We start from the raw sequence: 20,900 nt of genomic DNA on the forward strand, positions 1-20,900 counted from the left end.
ATGAAAAATAGTAAAACTATATTGTCGTTGTTACTGTTATTTTTGTTTTTTACGTCCAGTAATTCTCAAACGAATGTGGATCATACGCCAACTCCAATAGTTGCTACTTTTGCAAAAGGAGCTGATATAGGATGGTTGCCACAAATGGAAGCCACAGGATATAAATTTTATGATACTGACGGTATTGAAAAAGATTGTTTGCAACTCCTAAAGGACAGAGGAATGAATACCATTCGGCTTCGTGTTTGGGTCAATCCAAATGACGATAAAGCCAGTGGGCATTGCAGCAAGGGAGAAACCGTTGCCATGGCTTTGCGTGCGCAAAAAATGGGAATGCGCATCATGATCAATTTTCATTATAGCGATTCGTGGGCAGATCCTGCCAAACAATTTAAACCCAAAGCATGGGAAAACCATACTTTTCAGGAGTTAATGACGGATGTGTATGATCATACTTTTGATGTTTTGAATGCCTTGAAATCAGCAGGAGTTACTCCGGAATGGGTTCAGGTAGGCAATGAAATTCCAGGTGGAATGATGTGGCCGGAAGGAAGTACCAAAAACTGGAATCAATTGGCACAATTACTCAACAAAGGGTATGAAGCTACAAAAGCTATTGATCCTAAAATTAAAGTAATCGTTCATCTTGACGAAGGAAATAATAATGAAAAATTCAGATTATTTTTTGATAACGCTACAGCAAATAATGTAAAGTACGACGTGATTGGACTGTCCTATTATCCTTTTTGGATCAAGAAAGATTACACAGAAACTATTGCGGATTTAGCGTATAATCTAAACGATATGGTGGACAGATACAACAAAGAAGTGATGGTTGTAGAAGTTGGTGGGGAATATGACAAAGCGCAAAATACGTACGAAATGTTAGCAGCAACAATCAAAGCAGTCGAAGCGGTACTAAATAACAAAGGACTTGGCGTAATGTATTGGGAACCACAAGGAGAAAAAAGTTGGAGCGGTTATTCCCTGAGTGCTTGGCAGTCTGACGGAAAACCATCAATGGCTTTAGATGCGTTTAAGGATTAGTTAAAGAAAAGAAATGCCGCTTAATCCTAGGAAAAAAACAGCATTTTATTAATTTTTTTGCAACATAAGTAAGTCGAAAGTTTAAAAGTCGTAAAGTCAAAAGAATTAACTTTAAGTAAAATAGCTTTAAATCAGATTGTTACATAATTTTATCCTGATTTTAAAATACGACATTATACCATGGTTATTACTTATAAGTCATTGAAGTTTTTAATTTGAATTAAATCAAGTAAAAACTCGGTATTCGTTTAAGTAAAGTCATTAATCATTTAAAGAATATTTTAACTTACATTCACTGTAAATGGTTAATTGACAAGCGTACAATGCTATACAACCAGAAGTACATGGAGCAGGACTAAAGAGCGGTAAATTGACCTTGTACGCTACGAAATAAACCAAAATTCATATAGTTTTACTGAATATTTAAAAAAATAACAACAGCGAGTTCCTAAAAAAAGCAAATGGATAATTTTTAAATCATGAATGACATTTTAGTACACAAAACAATTGATTTTTTTCAGGAGACTTTTGGATCAGAGCCTGAAAAAATTGTTCTTTCCCCGGGCAGAATCAATATTATAGGAGAGCACATTGATTACAACGATGGTTTTGTTTTGCCGGCAGCCATCGATAAAATTATTTGTTTTGCTTTCGAAAAAAACAATTCGGATACCGCTAAAATTGTGGCTATAGATTTGAATGACGAGTTCGAAGTTTATACAAACGAAGAGCAAAATCAGACGGATAGTGTATGGACAAATTACCTGCGTGGTGTTTTGAATCAATTGAAAAGGAACGGTTATTCCGTGGAGGGTTTCAATTGTGTTTTCAGCAGTAATATTCCGGTTGGTTCCGGTTTGTCATCTTCGGCGGCTTTAGAATGTGGCTTTTTGTATGGTTTAAATGAACTGTTCAATTTTAAAATTAAACCCATTGATATTGCGCTTATGGGACAAAAAGCAGAACATTGGGTGGGAATCAATTGCGGAATTATGGACCAGTTTTCCAGTGTAATGGGTCTTGAAAACAAAGTCATAAAAATTGATTGCAGGACATTAGAATATGAATACCATAATGCTAATTTTAGTGATTACTCCTTAGTTTTATTCGATAGTAATGTCAAACATTCCTTATTTAGCTCGGCTTACAATACCAGACGGAAAGAATGTGAAGAAGGAATATCGATAATTAGTGCTTATTTCCCGGAAATTAGTAGTTTTAGAGATTGTAAAGAAGAGGACGTTTGGAGTCTAAAAGATAAAATGTCTGCGAATGTTTTCAAAAGGAGCCTTTTTGTAGTGAAAGAAATGAATCGCGTGAAACTGGCTTGTGACGCTTTGGATGATGGAAACATTGAAGTTTTAGGACAGCTAATGTTCAGTACGCACGAAGGATTATCATTGGATTATGAAGTGAGTTGCGCCGAATTGGATTTTTTAGTACACACGGTGAAAGAGGACAAATCAGTGATAGGCTCTCGATTAATGGGCGGCGGTTTTGGCGGTTGTACCATTAATTTGATTAAAAAAGGACAAGAAGAGCGAATTAAAAAGCAGCTCTCTACTCTTTATTTAGATAAATTTGGAATAGAATTAAAAATTTATGATGTTAAAATTGGAAACGGAACATCACTTTATAACAATAATTAGAATGAAAAACTTTGATATCAACGAAGATCCGCACAGACGTTATAATCCGTTAATTAACGAATGGGTGCTGGTTTCTCCACATCGTTCGAAACGCCCTTGGCAAGGGCAAAATGAAGTGGTACCTTCGGATGCATTGCCCGAATATGACCCGACTTGTTATTTGTGTCCAGGGAATGTTAGAGCGAATGGAATGGTAAATCCGGATTATGAAAGTTCTTTTGTTTTTGAAAATGATTTTGCTGCTTTAAAACAAGAAGAAATAGCTTTTGAGGAAAATATAAGCGAGACTTTTTTTAGAGCAAAACCAGAAAGAGGAATTTCTCGAGTGGTTTGCTTTTCGCCAAAACACCACTTGACATTGCCAGAAATGCCGGCCGAAGCGATTGAAAATATCATTCGTACCTGGCAAAAAGAATATATGGATTTGGGTAATGTGGAGTACATCAACCACGTTCAGATTTTTGAAAATAAAGGAAGTGCGATGGGGTGCAGCAATCCGCATCCGCACGGACAAATTTGGGCCCAATCATCTTTGCCCACCGAAGTGGAAAAAACGCAAAAAAATCTAAAAACGTATTTTGATAAACACAACAGAACACTTTTTCAGGATTACTTACAAGAGGAAATGAAACTGGACGAGCGCATTGTTGTTGAGAATGATCATTTCGTGGCATTAGTCCCTTTTTGGGCGATTTGGCCCTACGAAACTATGATTGTCAGCAAACGAAATGTGAGTAAAATAACTGATTTCACGGAAACCGAAGTGACGGATTTTGCAATTATTTTAAAACATTTGACAACCAAATACGATAACCTTTTTGAAACATCTTTTCCATATTCATCCGGAATTCATCAGTCGCCAACAGACGGAGAATTGCATCCGGAATGGCATTTTCACATGCATTTTTATCCACCATTGTTGCGGTCTGCAACCGTAAAGAAATTTATGGTAGGGTATGAAATGATGGGTGAATCGCAAAGGGACATCACGGCGGAGAAAAGTGCAGCCGTTTTAAGAGCGCAATCAAATGTACATTATAAAAATAGATAACCATTAACCAATAACTAAATACATTTAACCAATGCAAACTTTAGCAATCCAAGATTATATTGTCTTTTTCTTCTATTTCATCCTGATTGTCAGTTATGGAATATGGATTTACAGAAAGAAAAAGAAAGAAGAAACGAGCAGTAAAGATTATTTCTTAGCAGAAGGATCGCTTACTTGGTGGGCCATAGGCGCATCATTAATTGCCAGTAATATTAGTGCGGAGCAATTTATAGGAATGAGTGGAAGTGGTTTCAAAATGGGACTGGCGATTGCTACGTATGAATGGATGGCAGCTTTTACCTTGATTATCGTTGCTATTTTCTTTATTCCGGTATACTTGAAAAATAAAATTTTCACCATGCCGCAATACCTGAATCAAAGGTATAACAGTAATGTTGCTATGATTATGGCTGTTTTTTGGTTGTTGTTGTATGTCTTGGTCAATCTTACTTCTATATTGTATTTGGGCGCTTTGGCGATAAGCAGCATTTCTGGTCTGGATATTACTTTGTGTATGATTTTCTTAGCGTTTTTTGCGGTGATGATTACGCTGGGCGGAATGAAAGTGATTGGGTATACGGATGTGATTCAAGTTTTCTTTTTGATCTTGGGTGGATTGGTTACTACTTATTTAGCATTGAATTTAGTTGCCGAAGAATTTGGTTCTACGGGAGTTATAAATGGGTTCAATTTGATGACGACTCATGCAAACGACCATTTTCACATGATTTTTGAAAAAACGAATCCTAATTATATGGATTTACCAGGATTGTCAGTTTTGATAGGAGGAATGTTAATCATCAATTTAAATTATTGGGGATGTAACCAATACATTACACAACGTGCGTTGGGGGCGGATTTAAAAACGGCGAGAAATGGAATTTTGTTTGCTGCTTTCTTGAAATTGCTAATGCCTATAATTGTTGTTTTGCCCGGAATAGCTGCTTTTGTATTGTATCAGAACGGGCATTTTGGCGCTGAAATGTTGCAAGATGGTACAGTAAATCCTGATCGTGCGTATCCGGTTTTGTTAAATTTGCTTCCTGTGGGCCTAAAAGGACTTTCATTTGCTGCTTTGACTGCGGCGATTGTAGCGTCATTGGCCGGAAAAGCGAATAGTATCGCTACTATTTTTACGTTGGATATTTACAAAACCAAATTGAATGTGCATGCCGATGAAAAGACATTAGTTAATGTGGGGAAGAAAGCAATTGTAGCGGCGATGTTAATTGCAGTTGTAGTAGCGCCTTTTCTTGGAATTGATAAAAAAGGAGGATTTCAATACATTCAGGAATATACAGGTTTTGTAAGTCCGGGCGTTTTCGCTATGTTTATTTTAGGATTCTTTTGGAAAAAAACAACTTCTAACGCGGCTTTGTTTGCAACAATTGGTGGATTTATGTTTTCTATTCTGTTTAAATTCATGCCGGCTTTTGTAGATTTATCGTTCCTTCATTCTTCCGGTTTTTCAGTTCCAAATGGGAATGGTGTCTATGAAATTCCTTTTATTGATCGCATGGGATTTGTTTTCTTAATTTGTGTCATCGGGATGTACAGCATCAGTATGTATGAAACAGCGCGAGGCGTTAAAACTAATGGTCTGGAAATTGATCGTACCATGTTTAAAATGTCACCAGGTTTTACCGTAGGCATGTTGATTGTTCTTTCGATTATTGCAGCGTTTTACACTATTTTTTGGTAGATAATGTTTTAGATTCAAAAAAAGCGATGCGTTCAATTTCTATTGAATTCATCGCTTTTTTGTTGTTTAAAAAAGTGTATTGAGGATCATAAAAACGATTCAAATCCATTAGTTATGAATCCATAAAAACTTCAATTAATCTTAAATAAAAAAGACATCTAATAAAAACATAGAAAAAAGAGCCAGATAGCCCAATTATTAGGTTGCTTCTCCAGTCCTTCTGTGGTATTGGGCCACATAGATTTGGTTTTCTCTAAAAAAAGTGACAGGCCTACCGGAATTACAAAATCGATATTTCTAGCCAGCACAGAGCGAAGTCGGAGTGAGGTTTAAAAATTAGACCTAATGGCTATAAGGACTTTTTTAATTTAGGACTGATTATTTCCCGAAGAAACGTTATATTTTTAGTTTAATTTTTCATGTCCATTTTTTTATTAGATGAGACAAAACTTTAAAGATGTATTAACCCAAAAATATAAGGCACAAAAAAAAGCCTTCGGAGTAACGAAAGCTTTTATAGTTGTTGAGGTTTTTTTAGTTGGTTACTAATGCATCTTGTTTCCAAGTTTTTACGGAAGCAATTCTGCTGTTAGAATAGTCTACTTCGTTTAAATTATTGCCATTCCAAAAAAGCCATTTTCCAGTTTTTTCTCCATTTTCATAAATAGCAACAGATAGTTTATTACCATTTGTGTCGTACGCAGTCCAGATCCCTTCCAATTTTCCATTTTTAAAAAAGCCTTCTTGTTGTACTTTTCCATTTTCAAAGTAGTAAGTTGTTTTTACTAAATCACCTAGAGCTTCTAATTTTGGATTATTTTCTTGAGCGAATGCTATTCCTGAAAAAAGCAGTGCGGTTAATATTATATATTTTTTCATGGTTTTGGGTTTTTAAAATTCATATTGGCTTAACAAATATATAAATTATTTTACAATAAAAAAACTTTTACTTAACAATTTAGTAACATTAGAATAAAATTTAACATTTTAACGAAGTGCCTTGCGTTACTCATTACTAAAATTTCTTATTTCTCAATTCATTATTCATAATTAGTCCTAAATTTGCAGCCATGTCCAAAGGACAAAATAATCAAAAATTTAGAACATGTATAGAAGTCATAACTGTGGCGAGTTGAACGCCTCACATATTAACACCGAAGTTACACTTGCCGGTTGGGTGCAAAAATCACGTGATAAGGGATTTATGAACTGGGTTGATTTGCGCGACCGTTATGGAATTACGCAATTAATTTTTGACGAAGGTCGTTCGGATAAAACAGTTTTTGAAAGAGCTAAAACCCTTGGTCGTGAATTTGTGATTCAAGTAAAAGGTACTGTTATTGAGCGCGAAGCCAAAAATAATAATATCCCAACGGGAGCGATAGAAATTTTAGTAACGGAACTTACTATTTTGAATGCTTCTCTCACGCCTCCTTTTACTATTGAAGACGAAACGGATGGTGGCGAAGATATCCGAATGAAATACCGTTACCTTGATATCCGAAGAAATCCAGTGAAAAACAGTTTGATGTTTCGTCATAAAGTAGCGATGGAAGTGCGTAAATATCTTTCGGATTTGGATTTCTGTGAAGTAGAAACTCCTTATTTGATCAAGTCTACTCCAGAGGGAGCCAGAGATTTTGTGGTGCCTTCCAGAATGAATGAAGGGCAATTTTACGCATTGCCACAATCCCCGCAAACGTTCAAACAATTATTGATGGTGGGCGGAATGGATAAATATTTCCAAATCGTAAAATGTTTCCGAGATGAAGATTTGCGAGCAGACAGACAGCCGGAGTTTACACAAATTGATTGTGAAATGGCTTTTGTGGAACAAGAAGATATTTTGAATGTTTTCGAAGGACTGACCAGACATTTATTAAAAGAAATAAAAGGTATTGAAGTAGAAAAATTTCCAAGAATTACCTATGAATATGCTATGAAGACCTACGGAAATGACAAGCCGGACATTCGTTTCGGAATGGAGTTTGGGGAATTAAATGAAGTAGCACAACACAAAGAATTCCCAGTTTTTAATGCGGCGGAATTTGTGGTTGGAATTGCAGTTCCGGGAGTTGGGAGCTATACCCGCAAAGAAATTGATGGATTAATTGACTGGGTGAAGCGTCCTCAAGTGGGTGCATCCGGAATGGTGTATGTAAAATGCAATGAAGATGGAACCTATAAATCATCCGTTGACAAATTTTACGATCAAGACGATTTAGCACAGTGGGCAAAAATCACCGGAGCAAAACCCGGAGATATGATTTTTGTGCTTTCTGGTCCTACTGATAAAACGCGAACGCAGTTAAGTGCGTTGCGTATGGAACTCGCCACTCGTTTAGGATTGCGAAATCCAGCTGAATTTGCTCCGTTGTGGGTGGTTGATTTTCCTTTATTAGAGTTTGACGAGGAAAGTGGCCGTTACCATGCCATGCATCATCCTTTTACATCTCCTAAGCCGGAAGATATGCACTTACTGGAAACCGATCCAGGGAAAGTTCGTGCCAATGCGTATGATATGGTTTTGAATGGAAATGAAATTGGTGGTGGTTCAATACGTATCCATGATAAAGCAACACAGGAATTAATGTTCAAATATTTAGGCTTCACAGCGGAAGATGCAAAAGCGCAATTTGGATTCCTGATGGATGCATTTCAGTTTGGCGCACCGCCACACGGAGGATTGGCTTTTGGATTGGACCGTTTAGTAGCCATTCTTGGCGGACAGGAAACCATTAGAGACTTTATTGCCTTTCCAAAAAATAATTCGGGCAGGGATGTTATGATTGATGCTCCGTCTAGAATTGACGAATCACAGTTAAAAGAGCTGCATATAAAGTTAGCGTAATTGTAGTTTGTCGATAAAATTCGTTAGAAAACGTTGAATGTCAATATTTTTGCAAAATAAAAACACAACATCGTATTTCGTATTATATTAAATATTACATTTGCTCCATTATAAATTATTATTACTATTACAATGCGTACAGGTACAGTTAAATTTTTCAATGAATCTAAAGGTTACGGATTCATTACAGACGAAGAAACAGGAAAAGACATTTTTGTTCATGCATCAGGAATCAACGCGGAAGAATTACGCGAAGGGGATAGAGTTAGCTATGAAGAAGAAGAAGGAAGAAAAGGAAAAGTTGCTGCGAAAGTAGCAGTGATCTAAGCATAAAAATTAATTTTTTTGCCTACGAATGTTTAAAACGTTCCGATATTTATCGGAACGTTTTTTTTTGCACCAAAGCGTAGTATTCAAAAAGACTACTGATATTTGACTTTGTTAAACCCTTGGGATGTTAAACACATCACAAGATAAATATTTTTTGTTATTTATAATTAATAAAAATTGTAAATTTACATCGATATAGTAGCCATGTATTTTTAAGTTTTCATTGCTATTTAATAATTTGAAGGGTATCTTTGTCATTTATATTTATTTAAAAAAACCACAACCATGCAATCCGATCAATTAAGTTATATTCCAATATTAATGCAGTTAGTTTTAGCGGTGGGATTTGTTGTAGGCACCATAATAATTTCTGGTAAATTAGGGCCTAAAAGATCTTCAGAAGCGAAAGATAAAAACTTTGAATGCGGTGTTGAATCGGTAGGAAATGCCAGAATTCCATTTTCTGTTAAATATTTTCTAGTAGCCATATTGTTTGTTTTGTTTGATGTGGAGGTAATTTTTCTGTATCCCTGGGCAGTCAATTTCAAAGAATTAGGAATGGAAGGAATGGTAAAGATGGTGATTTTTATGTCTTTGCTTTTGATAGGGTTTTTCTATATCATCAAAAAGAAAGCGTTAGAGTGGGAATAAAAATTTATTTTTAAATGCTGAATTTTAAATTTTAAATGGTTTCATTATAATTTACAATTCAAAATTTGTAATTCAAAATAATAAAAGATGAGTGATTCTAAAATAAATATGGTAGCGCCACCCGAAGGAGTTGTAGGAGAAGGTTTCTTCGCTACAAAACTGAATGATGTTGTGGGTATGGCTCGTGCTAATTCATTATGGCCATTACCTTTTGCAACCTCTTGTTGCGGTATAGAGTTTATGGCAACAATGGCTTCGCATTATGATTTGGCTCGATTTGGCTCAGAGCGAGTGAGTTTCTCTCCGCGCCAGGCCGATATGTTAATGGTAATGGGAACGATTTCAAAAAAAATGGCTCCTATTTTGCGTCAGGTATATGAGCAAATGGCAGAGCCTCGTTGGGTAATAGCCGTTGGTGCTTGCGCTTCCTCTGGAGGGATTTTTGACACCTATTCTGTTTTGCAGGGAATTGATAAAGTGATACCGGTCGATGTCTATGTTCCGGGTTGTCCGCCAAGACCGGAGCAAATTGTTGACGGAGTTATGAAATTACAAGAGTTGGTTCGAACTGAATCCGTAAGAAGAAGAAGTTCCCCGGAATACCAAGAATTATTAGCTTCGTATAATATCAAATAAAAGAATGGCGCTAGAAACGATACAAATCCAAGAGAAATTAGTTGAGACATTTGATTCAGCTGTTTTTGAATTCAATCAAGAGAGAGATATATTTTCATTTGAAGTTACTGCGGACAAAATTACTGCGGTGATTCTTTTTTTAAAAAATGATCCCATATTGCGTTTTCATTTTTTAACTGATCTATGTGGAATTCATTACCCAGATAATGATGTAGAACATCAATTTGCGGTAGTGTATCATTTACACAATTGGTACGAAAACAAAAGAATTAAAATCAAAGTGTTTATCAATGGTGAAACCCCTGAAATAAAATCGATATCAAGTATTTTCCTAAGTTCAAACTGGATGGAAAGAGAAACGTATGATTTTTATGGGATAAATTTTATTGGTCATCCGCAATTGAAACGTATCTTGAATATGGACGAAATGATTTCTTTTCCAATGCGAAAGGAATTCCCAATGGAAGACAGCGGAAGAACGGATAAAGATGACCGTTTCTTTGGTAGAACAACCGACAATTATTAAAAAAAAAACAATTATAATTTTTCACATTAAATAAATGTCAGAACTATTATTATCCCCAGAGCATCGCTATGCTAAAAGAATTGCAGCGCAGTTAAATGAAGATGGAAGCGAGCTTTCTATATTGAATTTAGGGCCTACGCATCCTGCGACTCACGGTATTTTTCAAAATATCCTGTTGATGGATGGAGAGCGAATTCTGGAGGCGGAACCAACCATTGGTTACATCCACAGAGCTTTTGAAAAAATCGCTGAAAACAGACCTTTTTACCAAATCACTCCCCTCACGGACAGAATGAATTATTGTTCGTCGCCTATCAATAACATGGGTTGGTGGATGACATTAGAAAAATTATTAGATATTGAAGTTCCTAAAAGAGCACAATATTTAAGAGTTATCGTAATGGAGTTGGCGAGAATTACGGATCACATTATTTGTAATTCAATCCTTGGTGTCGATACCGGCGCCTATACCGGTTTTTTGTATGTTTTCCAATTTAGAGAAAAAGTATACGAAATATACGAAGAAATTTGCGGGGCTCGTTTGACTACCAATATGGGAAGAATTGGTGGTTTCGAAAGAGATTGGTCGCCAGAAGCCTTTAGGAAATTAGATGTTTTTTTAGCTGATTTTCCAGCCGCTTGGAAAGAATTTGAAAACTTATTCGAAAGAAATAGAATTTTTATTGACAGAACTGTAAATGTTGGCGCTATATCGGCTGAGCAAGCTATGGCATACGGATTTACCGGTCCTAACTTACGGGCTACCGGTGTTGATTATGATATTCGTGTTGCGCAACCCTATTCTTCTTACGAAGATTTTGATTTTATTGTTCCGGTGGGAAAATCAGGAGATACATATGATCGTTTCTGTGTTCGTAACGCTGAAGTTTGGGAAAGTTTGAGTATTATTCGTCAGGCATTGGAAAAAATGCCAGAAGGCAACGAGTTCCATGCGGATGTCCCGGATTATTACCTTCCGCCTAAAGAGGATGTGTACAACAATATGGAATCCTTGATTTACCATTTCAAAATTGTAATGGGTGAAGTTCCGGTTCCGGTTGCTGAGGTGTATCACCCGGTAGAAGGAGGTAATGGAGAACTTGGTTTTTACTTGGTTACTGATGGAAGTCGGACGCCGTACAGATTGCATTTTCGCAGACCTTGTTTTATCTATTACCAAGCCTATCCAGAAATGATAAAAGGAGCCTTGCTTTCAGATGCAATTGTTATTTTATCAAGTTTAAATGTTATTGCCGGAGAATTAGACGCTTAATGAAATTATAAATGATGAATTATAAATTTTGAATGAAAGTTAAAAAACATTAAAAATTTAGCATTCAAAATTTGAAATAATAAAAAATGGAACGTACGTATCACAAACAAGAAATAAATATGACTGAAGCATTGATGTCTCGCATCAATGAATTGATTAGTCATTATCCTGAAAACAAAAGAAAATCGGCGTTATTGCCTATTTTGCATGAAGTTCAAGACGCTCATGAGAATTGGTTGAGTATTGAATTAATGAATAAAGTGGCCGAAATCCTTTTGATTAAACCAATTGAAGTGTACGAAGTAGTGTCGTTTTATACGATGTACAACCAAAGACCAATTGGAAAATACATGTTCGAATTTTGCCAAACCTCTCCTTGTTGTTTGAACGGAGTCGAGGATTTAATGGATTACACTTGTGAAAAATTAGGTGTAAAAGTAGGTGAAACTACTCAAGATGGTCTTTTTGAAGTAAGAGGCGTGGAATGTTTAGGAGCTTGTGGTTACGCTCCAATGATGCAATTAGGAGACTTTTATAAAGAACATTTGACGGTGGCAAAAATCGACCAGTTAATTGAAGATTGCAAAAATGATACAATAGTTTTACACGATACATAATATGTCACAAAAAATATTATTAGATAAAATAAATATTCCGGGGATTAAAACTTACGAAGTGTACCGTCAGAATGGTGGATATGCTTCAGTAGAAAAAGCCATCAAAACATTAACGCCAGACGAGGTTGTCGAAGAAGTGAAAACTTCCGGATTGCGAGGTCGCGGTGGGGCAGGTTTTCCCGCAGGAATGAAGTGGAGTTTCATTGATAAAAAATCAGGAAAGCCAAGACATTTAGTTTGTAATGCGGATGAATCAGAACCAGGAACTTTTAAGGATCGTTATTTGATGGAATTTATTCCTCATTTGTTGATTGAAGGAATGATCACTTCCAGTTATGCTTTGGGTGCAAACCTATCCTACATCTACATTCGTGGAGAATATATGTGGGTTTATAAAATATTAGAAAGAGCCATTAACGAAGCAAAAGCTGCTGGATTTTTGGGTAAAAACATATTAGGTTCAGGCTATGATTTAGAACTATATGTTCATTGTGGTGCCGGAGCTTACATCTGTGGCGAAGAAACTGCATTGATAGAATCGTTGGAAGGAAAAAGAGGAAATCCTCGCATCAAGCCACCATTTCCTGCTATTTCAGGACTTTGGGCTAATCCAACGGTGGTGAATAACGTAGAGACGATCGCCGCGGTGCCGTGGATTGTTAATAATTCAGGTGCAGAATATGCCAAAATTGGTATTGGGCGTTCTACAGGGACCAAATTAATTTCGGCTTCTGGACATATTAAAAATCCGGGTGTTTATGAAATTGAATTGGGTTTAAGTGTTTATGAATTCATGAATTCTGATGAATATTTAGGCGGAATGAGTTCTGACAGACCTTTGAAAGCATTTGTACCCGGTGGAAGTTCTGTTCCGGTTTTACCAGCGCATTTGATTTATAAAACTGCCGCCGGTGAAGATCGTTTAATGTCCTACGAATCGTTAAGTGACGGTGGATTTGCAACAGGTTCTATGTTAGGATCAGGTGGATTTATCGTTTATAATGATACGTCTTGCATCGTTCGTAATACTTGGAATTTCTCTCGTTTTTACCACCATGAAAGTTGTGGACAATGTTCCCCTTGTCGTGAAGGAACAGGCTGGATGGAAAAAGTATTGCATAGAATAGAAAATGGTCACGGTCGGGAAGAAGATATCGATTTGTTGTTGAGCATTCAAAGCAAAATTGAAGGTAATACAATTTGTCCATTGGGTGATGCGGCAGCTTGGCCAGTGGCAGCGGCGATTCGGCACTTCAGAGACGAGTTTGAATACCACATTCGTTTCCCGGAAAAAATAAAACATAGAGATCATTTTGTTGCGGAACCTTTTGAAAAAGTAAAGCATTTAGTTTCTAAAGAAATGATTTAAGAGTAAGGATTAACGTTTTTTGATTTCAGAATTAAGATACTCCGTAGGAGTTAAATATTGGTAGATAATGAAAGTAACCATAGACGGTCAAAGCATAGAAGTAGAACCAGGAACAACAATCCTGCAGGCAGCACGTATGATAGGTGGAGAGGTAGTTCCGCCAGCGATGTGCTATTATTCTAAACTAAAAGGAAGCGGCGGAAAATGCCGTTGTTGTTTAGTGGAAGTGGCAAAAGGAAGTGAAGCTGATCCAAGACCAATGCCAAAATTAATGGCATCTTGTGTAACGGGCTGTATGGACGGAATGGAAGTGAACAGTAAATCTTCGCCAAGAGTAACCGAAGCCAGAAAATCAGTAACAGAGTTTTTATTGATCAATCACCCTTTAGATTGTCCGGTTTGTGATCAGGCAGGAGAATGTGATTTGCAAAATTTAAGCTTTGAGCACGGAAAGTCAGAAACGCGTTTTATCGAAGAAAAAAGAACATTTGAGCCCGAAAATATAGGACCAAATATTCAATTACACATGAACCGTTGTATTCTTTGTTACCGTTGTGTGATGGTGGCTGATCAATTGACAGACGATCGTGTGCACGGAGTAATGGATAGAGGAGATCATTCTAATATATCAACGTGTATCTCAAAAGCGGTTGACAATGAATTCTCTGGAAATATGATTGATGTTTGTCCGGTAGGCGCTTTAACAGATAAAACATTTAGATTTAAATCGAGAGTTTGGTTTAGCAAACCTTATAATGCACACAGAGATTGCCCAACTTGTTCTGGAAAAACTACCGTTTGGATGTTTGGTGACGAAATTCAACGCGTTACAGGAAGAAAAGATGAGTACCATGAAGTAGATGAATTTATTTGTAATGGGTGTCGTTTTGATCACAAAGATGTTGCGGATTGGATTATTGAAGGGCCGAGAGCCTTTGAAAAAGATTCTGTGATCAATCAAAATAAATACAATAGAAAATTACAAAAAGTGGAAATCGCTACCGAAGAGAATATTCTTTTAGGAAGAGAGAAAGACCGCAAGAAAATAAGCATGGTAGAGTTTCCATTGACTGAAGAAGATATTACGAATCAAAAAAGCTTAGGTAATAATGGATAGTACACTTATCATTGATAAAAGCGTCATTATTGTAGTAGTTTTTGCTATAACAATGCTTATGGCGATGTATTCTACTTGGGCAGAACGTAAAGTTGCCGCATGGCTTCAAGATAGAGTTGGTCCTAACAGAGCGGGACCTATGGGATTGTTTCAACCACTTGCTGATGGTTTGAAATTGTTTTCGAAAGAAGAATTTGAACCCAATACGCCAAACCGGGTGTTGTTTTTTGCAGGTCCGGCCATTGCAATGAGTACGGCCTTAATGACTAGTGCTGTTATTCCTTGGGGCGATCGTTTTCATTTGTTTGGCAGGGATATCTTGCTGCAAGCAGCTGATATTGACATAGCATTATTATACTTTTTTGGAGTTGTTTCTGTAGGTGTTTATGGAATTATGATTGGAGGTTGGGCCTCAAACAATAAATTTTCATTGATTGGTGCGGTTCGTGCTGCCTCTCAAATGGTTTCTTATGAAGTGGCAATGGGGCTTTCAATTATCGCTCTATTGATGATGACCGGGACGTTGAGTTTGAGAGAAATTTCAGCACAGCAGTCTGGAATGAGTTGGAATGTTTTTTACCAACCTTTATCTTTTTTGATTTTCTTGGTGTGTGCTTTTGCGGAGACCAACAGAACGCCATTTGATTTGCCAGAATGTGAAACCGAATTAATTGGGGGGTATCATACGGAATATTCGTCGATGAAAATGGGTTTCTATTTGTTCTCTGAATATGCAAATATGTTTATTTCATCTACTATTTTGGCAGTTTTATTCTTTGGCGGCTATAATTATCCCGGGATGAGTTGGGTGGTTGAAAATTGGGGAATCAATATTGCTAATGTTATAGGTATTGGAGTTCTTTTTATAAAAATATGTGGATTCATTTTCTTTTATATGTGGGTACGATGGACTATTCCAAGATTTAGATACGATCAATTGATGCATTTGGGTTGGAGAATATTGATTCCACTGTCTATCATCAATATAGTGATTACGGGTATTGTAATTTTGAGAAACGATATTGCGGCTTATTTAGGATTTTAATGTCTACTCTTAAAATAAAATTAATTAGCATTAAATTTAATACATAAATCTCAAAATCACTAGCCCTGATAGTAGCGGCATCCTTTTATTTTTTTCTTTAAAAAATAAAAGATACAGCGAATAGCAGGATTAAGCTTCAAATAAAATAAGTAGAAAGGATTAAAATTGAGTGTTCGATTGCTTCGTTCCTCGAAATGACTAAAAAATGAGTATAGAAAACATATCCTTATCGGGAAGGAAAAAAGTAGTCTCTAATAAAGAGATGACTTTTTGGGAAAGAATGTACCTGGTTGCGATTGTCAAAGGCTTGATAATTACGATTCAGCATTTGTTCACCAGAAAAGTAACGATTCAGTATCCGGAGCAAGTGCGTGAAATGAGTCCTGTGTATCGGGGGCAGCACATGTTGAAGCGAGATGAAGAAGGGCGTGAAAACTGTACAGCATGTGGTTTGTGTGCGTTGTCTTGTCCTGCAGAGGCCATTACGATGAAGGCTGAAGAACGCAGAGCGGATGAAAAACATTTGTATCGAGAAGAAAAATATGCCTCGATATATGAAATCAATATGTTGCGTTGTATATTTTGTGGATTGTGTGAAGAGGCTTGTCCTAAAGACGCCATTTACCTGACGACTTCTAAAGTATTGGTTCCTTCAAGTTATGAACGAGAAGATTTCATTTTTGGAAAAGACAGATTGGTCATGCCATTAGATATCGCAATGAAAAATGCTCAACTTAAAAACGCGAACTAAATGTCTACAATACTTATAATTTTTTGTGTATTGGCTGCTATCACATTAGCAACCGCCTTTTTGACAATTTTCAGCAAAAATCCGATTCACAGTGCTATTTATTTAGTGGTGTGTTTCTTTTCGATTGCGGGTCATTATCTATTATTGAATTCTCAATTTTTAGCCATAGTACATGTCATCGTGTATTCTGGAGCGATTATGATTTTGTTTTTGTTCACGATCATGTTGATGAATCTGAACGAAGAAAAAGAAGTCCACAAACCAAGAATAACAAGATTAGGAGCAATTGTTTCTTTTTGTTTGATATGTTTGATTTTGATTGCTATTTTTATCAACTCAAAACCTATTGTTGGCGAATATGTAACCACTGGCGAAGATTATCAATCTATAAAAGTACTGGGTAAAGTGTTGCTCAACGAATATATGGTGCCTTTTGAATTTGCCTCTATATTGCTTTTGGTCGCTATGATTGGTACTGTTTTATTGTCTAAAAAAGAAAAATTGCAAAAATAAAATGAACAATATTTTAAACCACATTGGTATTGAAAATTATATATTCCTAAGCGTGATACTTTTTTGTATTGGCGTTTTTGGGGTGTTGTACAGACGAAATGCCATAATCGTATTTATGTCAATTGAAATTATGCTGAATGCAGTAAACTTATTGTTTGTAGCATTTTCGACGTATCATCAAGATGCGCAAGGACAAGTTTTTGTGTTCTTCTCGATGGCTGTTGCTGCGGCAGAAGTTGCGGTAGGATTGGCAATTCTGGTTTCTATTTTTAGAAATTTAGGTTCAATTACCATCGATAATTTAAAAAACCTAAAAGGATAAATGGAAATGAATACCAATATAGCTTTAGTTTTAGTTCTTGCTCCTTTTTTAGGATTTTTAATTAATGTTTTCTTTGGCAAAAGCCTTGGAAAATCACTTTCTGGAATAATCGGAACACTTTCTGTTGTTGTCTCTTTTATTGCGACTGCTTATTTCTTCGGTGGAATTGCAGCGCAACCAGAAGGCATTCGAATTGCTCTTTTTGACTGGATCCAAATCAGTACTTTCAAAGTCGATTTTGGATTTCAATTGGACCAACTGTCCATTTTATGGTTGCTTTTTGTGACCGGAATTGGATCTTTGATTCATTTGTATTCGATCAGTTACATGCATGAGGATGAAAATATGCATACCTTTTTTGCGTATTTGAATCTGTTTATATTTTTCATGATCACATTAGTAATAGGAAGTAACTTATTAGTGATGTTCATCGGTTGGGAAGGCGTAGGTCTTTGTTCGTATTTGTTAATTGGTTTTTGGCATAAAAACCAAGAGTTCAATGATGCAGCTAAAAAGGCATTTATTATGAACCGTATTGGGGATTTAGGGTTGTTAGTTGGAATTTTCATTCTGGGTAATTTATTCTCAACTTTAGATTACGCTACTTTAAAAACGGCTATTGCCGGTGCAACGGATCTTGATATGTATTGGCTTTCTGTTGCTGCTTTCGCGTTATTCATTGGTGCTTGTGGTAAATCAGCACAAATTCCATTGTATACGTGGTTACCGGACGCGATGGCGGGACCAACACCGGTTTCGGCACTGATACACGCGGCGACGATGGTAACAGCAGGGATTTTTATGATTACCAGATTGAATTTCTTATTTGATTTGACTCCGGATGTACAATCGATTATTGCTATTGTTGGAGCCGTTACTGCTCTGGTTGCTGCAACCATTGGACTGCTGCAAAATGATATTAAGAAAGTCTTGGCGTATTCTACTGTTTCTCAACTGGGATTAATGTTTTTGGCTTTGGGATTGGGCGCCTATGAAGTGGCTGTTTTCCATGTAATCACGCACGCTTTCTTTAAAGCTTGTTTGTTCTTGGGTTCCGGTTCTGTAATTCATGCTTTGCACGGTGAACAAGACATGCGCAAGATGGGTGGATTGAAAAAAGCAATGCCAATTACTTTTGCAACAATGCTTATTGCTTCATTAGCGATTTCAGGAGTTCCATTATTCTCCGGTTTTTTCTCTAAAGACGAAATATTATTAGTGGCTTTCCATAATAACATTCCGTTATGGATTGTGGCTTCGGTTGCCTCTATAATGACTGCTTTTTATATGTTCCGTTTAATGTTTTTAACGTTCTTCCAAGAATTCAGAGGAACAGCAGAACAAAAGCACCATTTGCACGAAAGCCCAGCTTTGATTACCATTCCTTTGATTGTTTTGGCAATATTGGCTACTATAGGTGGTATGATCAGTTTGCCTGGAAATAGTTGGTTGAATGAATATTTGACTCCTATTGTATCTAAATTAGCCACGGCAGAACACCATTTAGGAACTACTGAATACATCTTAATGGTTATTGCTGTTGTGGGTGGATTGGTTGGAATTGGTATTGCTTACGCTAAATACATCAAACAAAACGAGGTTCCTACAGAGGATGCGGCCATTACAGGATTTTCTAAAGTTCTTTACAATAAATATTATGTGGACGAATTTTATGATGCTATTTTTGTTAAACCAATTAACTTTTTGTCTCGTTTTTTCAGAGACACAATAGAAACGGGTGTAACAGCTTTTGTTTTTGGTATTGGAAAAGTAGCAAACGAAATAAGTTTTCAAGGAAAGAAAGTCCAAAACGGAAGTATCGGTCTTTATCTCTTTGCCTTTGTTTTAGGACTTTGTGCTATTGTTTCGTATTTGTTTTTAGCAGAATAACCGAATTTATACACAAGTTTTCATAATACTAAAATTATAATTTTAAAATAAATTTTCTTTTAAAAATCTGGTTCGAAGGATGTTTAAAAAACAATAAATAATTACAAATGAATGTATCTCTAATATTAATTATACTTTTGGTCGGTACGTTTGCAACGTATCTTGCAGGCGATAAGCTAGCTTCAAAAGTAGCTTTGTTCTTTGGGTTAGCTGCTGCAGGCGCTTCAATTGTATTATTAAATCACTATAATTTAGGTGAAAACATCAGTTTCATCAACCAGTGGATTACGCAACCTAATATTTCTTTCGCTCTAAAAGCAGATGGATTGTCAATGGCGATGCTTTTATTGACTACGGTTTTGACTCCAATAATTATATTCTCTTCTTTTGGAAATCAATACGAAAATTCAAAATCTTTTTATGCGTTAATCTTGTTCATGTCATTTGCAATGGCAGGAACATTCTTAGCATCAGACGGTTTGTTGTATTATGTTTTTTGGGAATTATCATTGATTCCAATTTACTTCATCGCTTTAATTTGGGGTAACGGAGACGTAGAAGAACGCAAAAAAGCAGTAGTTAAATTCTTTATCTACACCTTAGCAGGTTCTTTATTTATGTTAGTGGCTTTTGTTTATATGTATCAAAAAGCGGGAAGTCTTTTATTAGAAGATTTATACAAATTGAACCTAACAGCAACTGAACAATTGTGGATATTCTTAGCTTTCTTCTTGGCGTATGCCATTAAGATTCCATTAATTCCTTTTCATACTTGGCAGGCAAATGTGTATCAGAAAGCACCAACCGTTGGTACGATGCTTTTGTCAGGGATCATGCTAAAAATGGGATTGTATAGCGTTATTCGTTGGCAATTGCCTTTGACACCTCTGGCAGCTAAGGAATACATGTATATTTTCATCGGACTTGGACTTGCAGGGGTGATTTACGGGTCTATCGTTGCATTGAAACAAAAAGATTTGAAGAAATTATTAGCGTATTCTTCTTTGGCTCACGTTGGATTAATAGCAGCTGGAACGTACACGTTGACATTAGACGGATTGCGTGGTGCTGTTTTACAAATGATTGCACACGGATTTGTAGTTGTTGGGTTGTTTTATGTAGCTGAAATTATTTTTAGAAGATATGAAACTAGAGCAATTGCTGAAATGGGAGGCATTCGTTCACAGACACCAAAATTTACATCAATGTTTTTAATCTTGGTTTTAGCCTCTGTTGCTTTGCCAACTACTTTTAATTTCATTGGAGAATTCACCGTTTTATACAGTCTTTCACAAATCAACATTTGGTTTGCTATTTTAGGAGGAACAACCATAATATTAGGAGCGTATTATATGTTGAAAATGTTTCAACATGCCATGTTGGGCGAAACTAATTCAAAACCTTTTGCGGATGTAACGTTCAATGAAGGAATAACTTTGGTACTAATAATTGGTGTTTTATTCTTTTTTGGGATGTATCCAAAACCAATTACTGATTTGATTACCCCAAGTCTGGAAGAAATTTTAACTCAAATAAACCGAATTAACTAAGTCAAATAAA

General features: G+C 36.2%; 20 protein-coding genes. 19 read left to right on the forward strand and 1 reads right to left on the reverse strand.

All coding sequences use genetic code 11. The annotated features are described in order from the left end of the window. The 4 genes from EKM05_RS01510 to EKM05_RS01525 all read left to right on the forward strand — a co-directional run bounded on the left by EKM05_RS01510 (position 1) and on the right by EKM05_RS01525 (position 5,449). Positions 1–1,047 carry a glycosyl hydrolase 53 family protein gene (locus EKM05_RS01510; RefSeq protein WP_126553075.1) on the forward strand — a complete coding sequence of 349 codons (1,047 nt, stop codon included), beginning with the start codon at positions 1–3 and terminating at the stop codon, positions 1,045–1,047. Positions 1,048–1,526: 479 nt separating this feature from the next. Next, positions 1,527–2,696 carry a galactokinase gene (galK, locus tag EKM05_RS01515; RefSeq protein WP_126458199.1) on the forward strand — a complete coding sequence of 390 codons (1,170 nt, stop codon included), beginning with the start codon at positions 1,527–1,529 and terminating at the stop codon, positions 2,694–2,696. Between the two features lies 1 nt (position 2,697). After that, positions 2,698–3,747: a UDP-glucose--hexose-1-phosphate uridylyltransferase gene (locus EKM05_RS01520; protein WP_126553077.1), complete on the forward strand. Its 1,050-nt coding sequence runs from the start codon at positions 2,698–2,700 to the stop codon at positions 3,745–3,747. Between the two features lie 31 nt (positions 3,748–3,778). After that, positions 3,779–5,449 (forward strand): sodium/sugar symporter, encoded by a 1,671-nt coding sequence (locus EKM05_RS01525; protein ID WP_126458206.1) that lies wholly within the window; start codon positions 3,779–3,781, stop codon positions 5,447–5,449. A 534-nt stretch (positions 5,450–5,983) separates the two neighbouring features. Here the strand turns inward: EKM05_RS01525 and EKM05_RS01530 are convergent. Next, positions 5,984–6,328 carry a toxin-antitoxin system YwqK family antitoxin gene (locus EKM05_RS01530; RefSeq protein ID WP_126458211.1) on the reverse strand — a complete coding sequence of 115 codons (345 nt, stop codon included), beginning with the start codon at positions 6,326–6,328 and terminating at the stop codon, positions 5,984–5,986. A 226-nt stretch (positions 6,329–6,554) separates the two neighbouring features. On the opposite strand from EKM05_RS01530, the gene aspS reads away from it, so the two are divergent. The 15 genes from aspS to EKM05_RS01605 all read left to right on the forward strand — a co-directional run bounded on the left by aspS (position 6,555) and on the right by EKM05_RS01605 (position 20,890). Next, positions 6,555–8,300, forward strand: a complete 1,746-nt coding sequence (gene aspS, locus EKM05_RS01535) for an aspartate--tRNA ligase (protein ID WP_126553079.1) — start codon at positions 6,555–6,557, stop codon at positions 8,298–8,300. A 132-nt stretch (positions 8,301–8,432) separates the two neighbouring features. Continuing rightward, on the forward strand, positions 8,433–8,627 hold the full coding sequence (locus tag EKM05_RS01540; RefSeq protein WP_007137066.1) for a cold-shock protein: 195 nt from the start codon (positions 8,433–8,435) through the stop codon (positions 8,625–8,627). A 288-nt stretch (positions 8,628–8,915) separates the two neighbouring features. Further along, complete coding sequence (locus EKM05_RS01545; protein WP_126458217.1) at positions 8,916–9,281, forward strand: NADH-quinone oxidoreductase subunit A; 366 nt, start codon at positions 8,916–8,918, stop codon at positions 9,279–9,281. Positions 9,282–9,368: 87 nt separating this feature from the next. Continuing rightward, positions 9,369–9,917: an NADH-quinone oxidoreductase subunit B gene (locus EKM05_RS01550; protein WP_113664545.1), complete on the forward strand. Its 549-nt coding sequence runs from the start codon at positions 9,369–9,371 to the stop codon at positions 9,915–9,917. A 4-nt stretch (positions 9,918–9,921) separates the two neighbouring features. Further along, positions 9,922–10,443, forward strand: a complete 522-nt coding sequence (locus EKM05_RS01555) for an NADH-quinone oxidoreductase subunit C (protein WP_126458220.1) — start codon at positions 9,922–9,924, stop codon at positions 10,441–10,443. Positions 10,444–10,477: 34 nt separating this feature from the next. After that, positions 10,478–11,716, forward strand: coding sequence for an NADH-quinone oxidoreductase subunit D (locus tag EKM05_RS01560; RefSeq protein WP_126453972.1), 1,239 nt, complete (start codon positions 10,478–10,480; stop codon positions 11,714–11,716). A gap of 86 nt (positions 11,717–11,802) precedes the next feature. Next, entirely contained in the window at positions 11,803–12,333 is a 531-nt protein-coding gene (locus EKM05_RS01565; protein WP_126458223.1) for an NAD(P)H-dependent oxidoreductase subunit E, read from the forward strand. A 1-nt stretch (position 12,334) separates the two neighbouring features. Continuing rightward, positions 12,335–13,702 carry an NADH-quinone oxidoreductase subunit NuoF gene (gene nuoF, locus EKM05_RS01570; protein WP_126553081.1) on the forward strand — a complete coding sequence of 456 codons (1,368 nt, stop codon included), beginning with the start codon at positions 12,335–12,337 and terminating at the stop codon, positions 13,700–13,702. A gap of 67 nt (positions 13,703–13,769) precedes the next feature. After that, entirely contained in the window at positions 13,770–14,819 is a 1,050-nt protein-coding gene (locus EKM05_RS01575; protein WP_126453964.1) for a 2Fe-2S iron-sulfur cluster-binding protein, read from the forward strand. Beyond that, the gene (gene nuoH, locus EKM05_RS01580; protein ID WP_126458229.1) at positions 14,812–15,864 is read left to right on the forward strand and encodes an NADH-quinone oxidoreductase subunit NuoH; all 1,053 of its coding nucleotides are present in this window, start codon (positions 14,812–14,814) and stop codon (positions 15,862–15,864) included. The genes EKM05_RS01575 and nuoH overlap by 8 nt, the downstream gene beginning before the upstream one ends. A 205-nt stretch (positions 15,865–16,069) precedes the next feature. Then, positions 16,070–16,615: an NADH-quinone oxidoreductase subunit I gene (locus EKM05_RS01585; protein ID WP_126553083.1), complete on the forward strand. Its 546-nt coding sequence runs from the start codon at positions 16,070–16,072 to the stop codon at positions 16,613–16,615. Further along, complete coding sequence (locus EKM05_RS01590) at positions 16,616–17,128, forward strand: NADH-quinone oxidoreductase subunit J (protein WP_126453958.1); 513 nt, start codon at positions 16,616–16,618, stop codon at positions 17,126–17,128. A gap of 1 nt (position 17,129) precedes the next feature. Continuing rightward, positions 17,130–17,450, forward strand: a complete 321-nt coding sequence (nuoK, locus tag EKM05_RS01595; protein ID WP_066079401.1) for an NADH-quinone oxidoreductase subunit NuoK — start codon at positions 17,130–17,132, stop codon at positions 17,448–17,450. A gap of 6 nt (positions 17,451–17,456) precedes the next feature. After that, positions 17,457–19,340, forward strand: coding sequence for an NADH-quinone oxidoreductase subunit L (gene nuoL / locus EKM05_RS01600; protein WP_126553085.1), 1,884 nt, complete (start codon positions 17,457–17,459; stop codon positions 19,338–19,340). A gap of 107 nt (positions 19,341–19,447) precedes the next feature. Further along, complete coding sequence (locus EKM05_RS01605) at positions 19,448–20,890, forward strand: NuoM family protein (RefSeq protein ID WP_126553087.1); 1,443 nt, start codon at positions 19,448–19,450, stop codon at positions 20,888–20,890. Positions 20,891–20,900 lie beyond the last annotated feature (10 nt).

The organism is Flavobacterium sp. GSP27 (genome assembly GCF_003970395.1).
Classification (GTDB): Bacteria; Bacteroidota; Bacteroidia; order Flavobacteriales; family Flavobacteriaceae; genus Flavobacterium.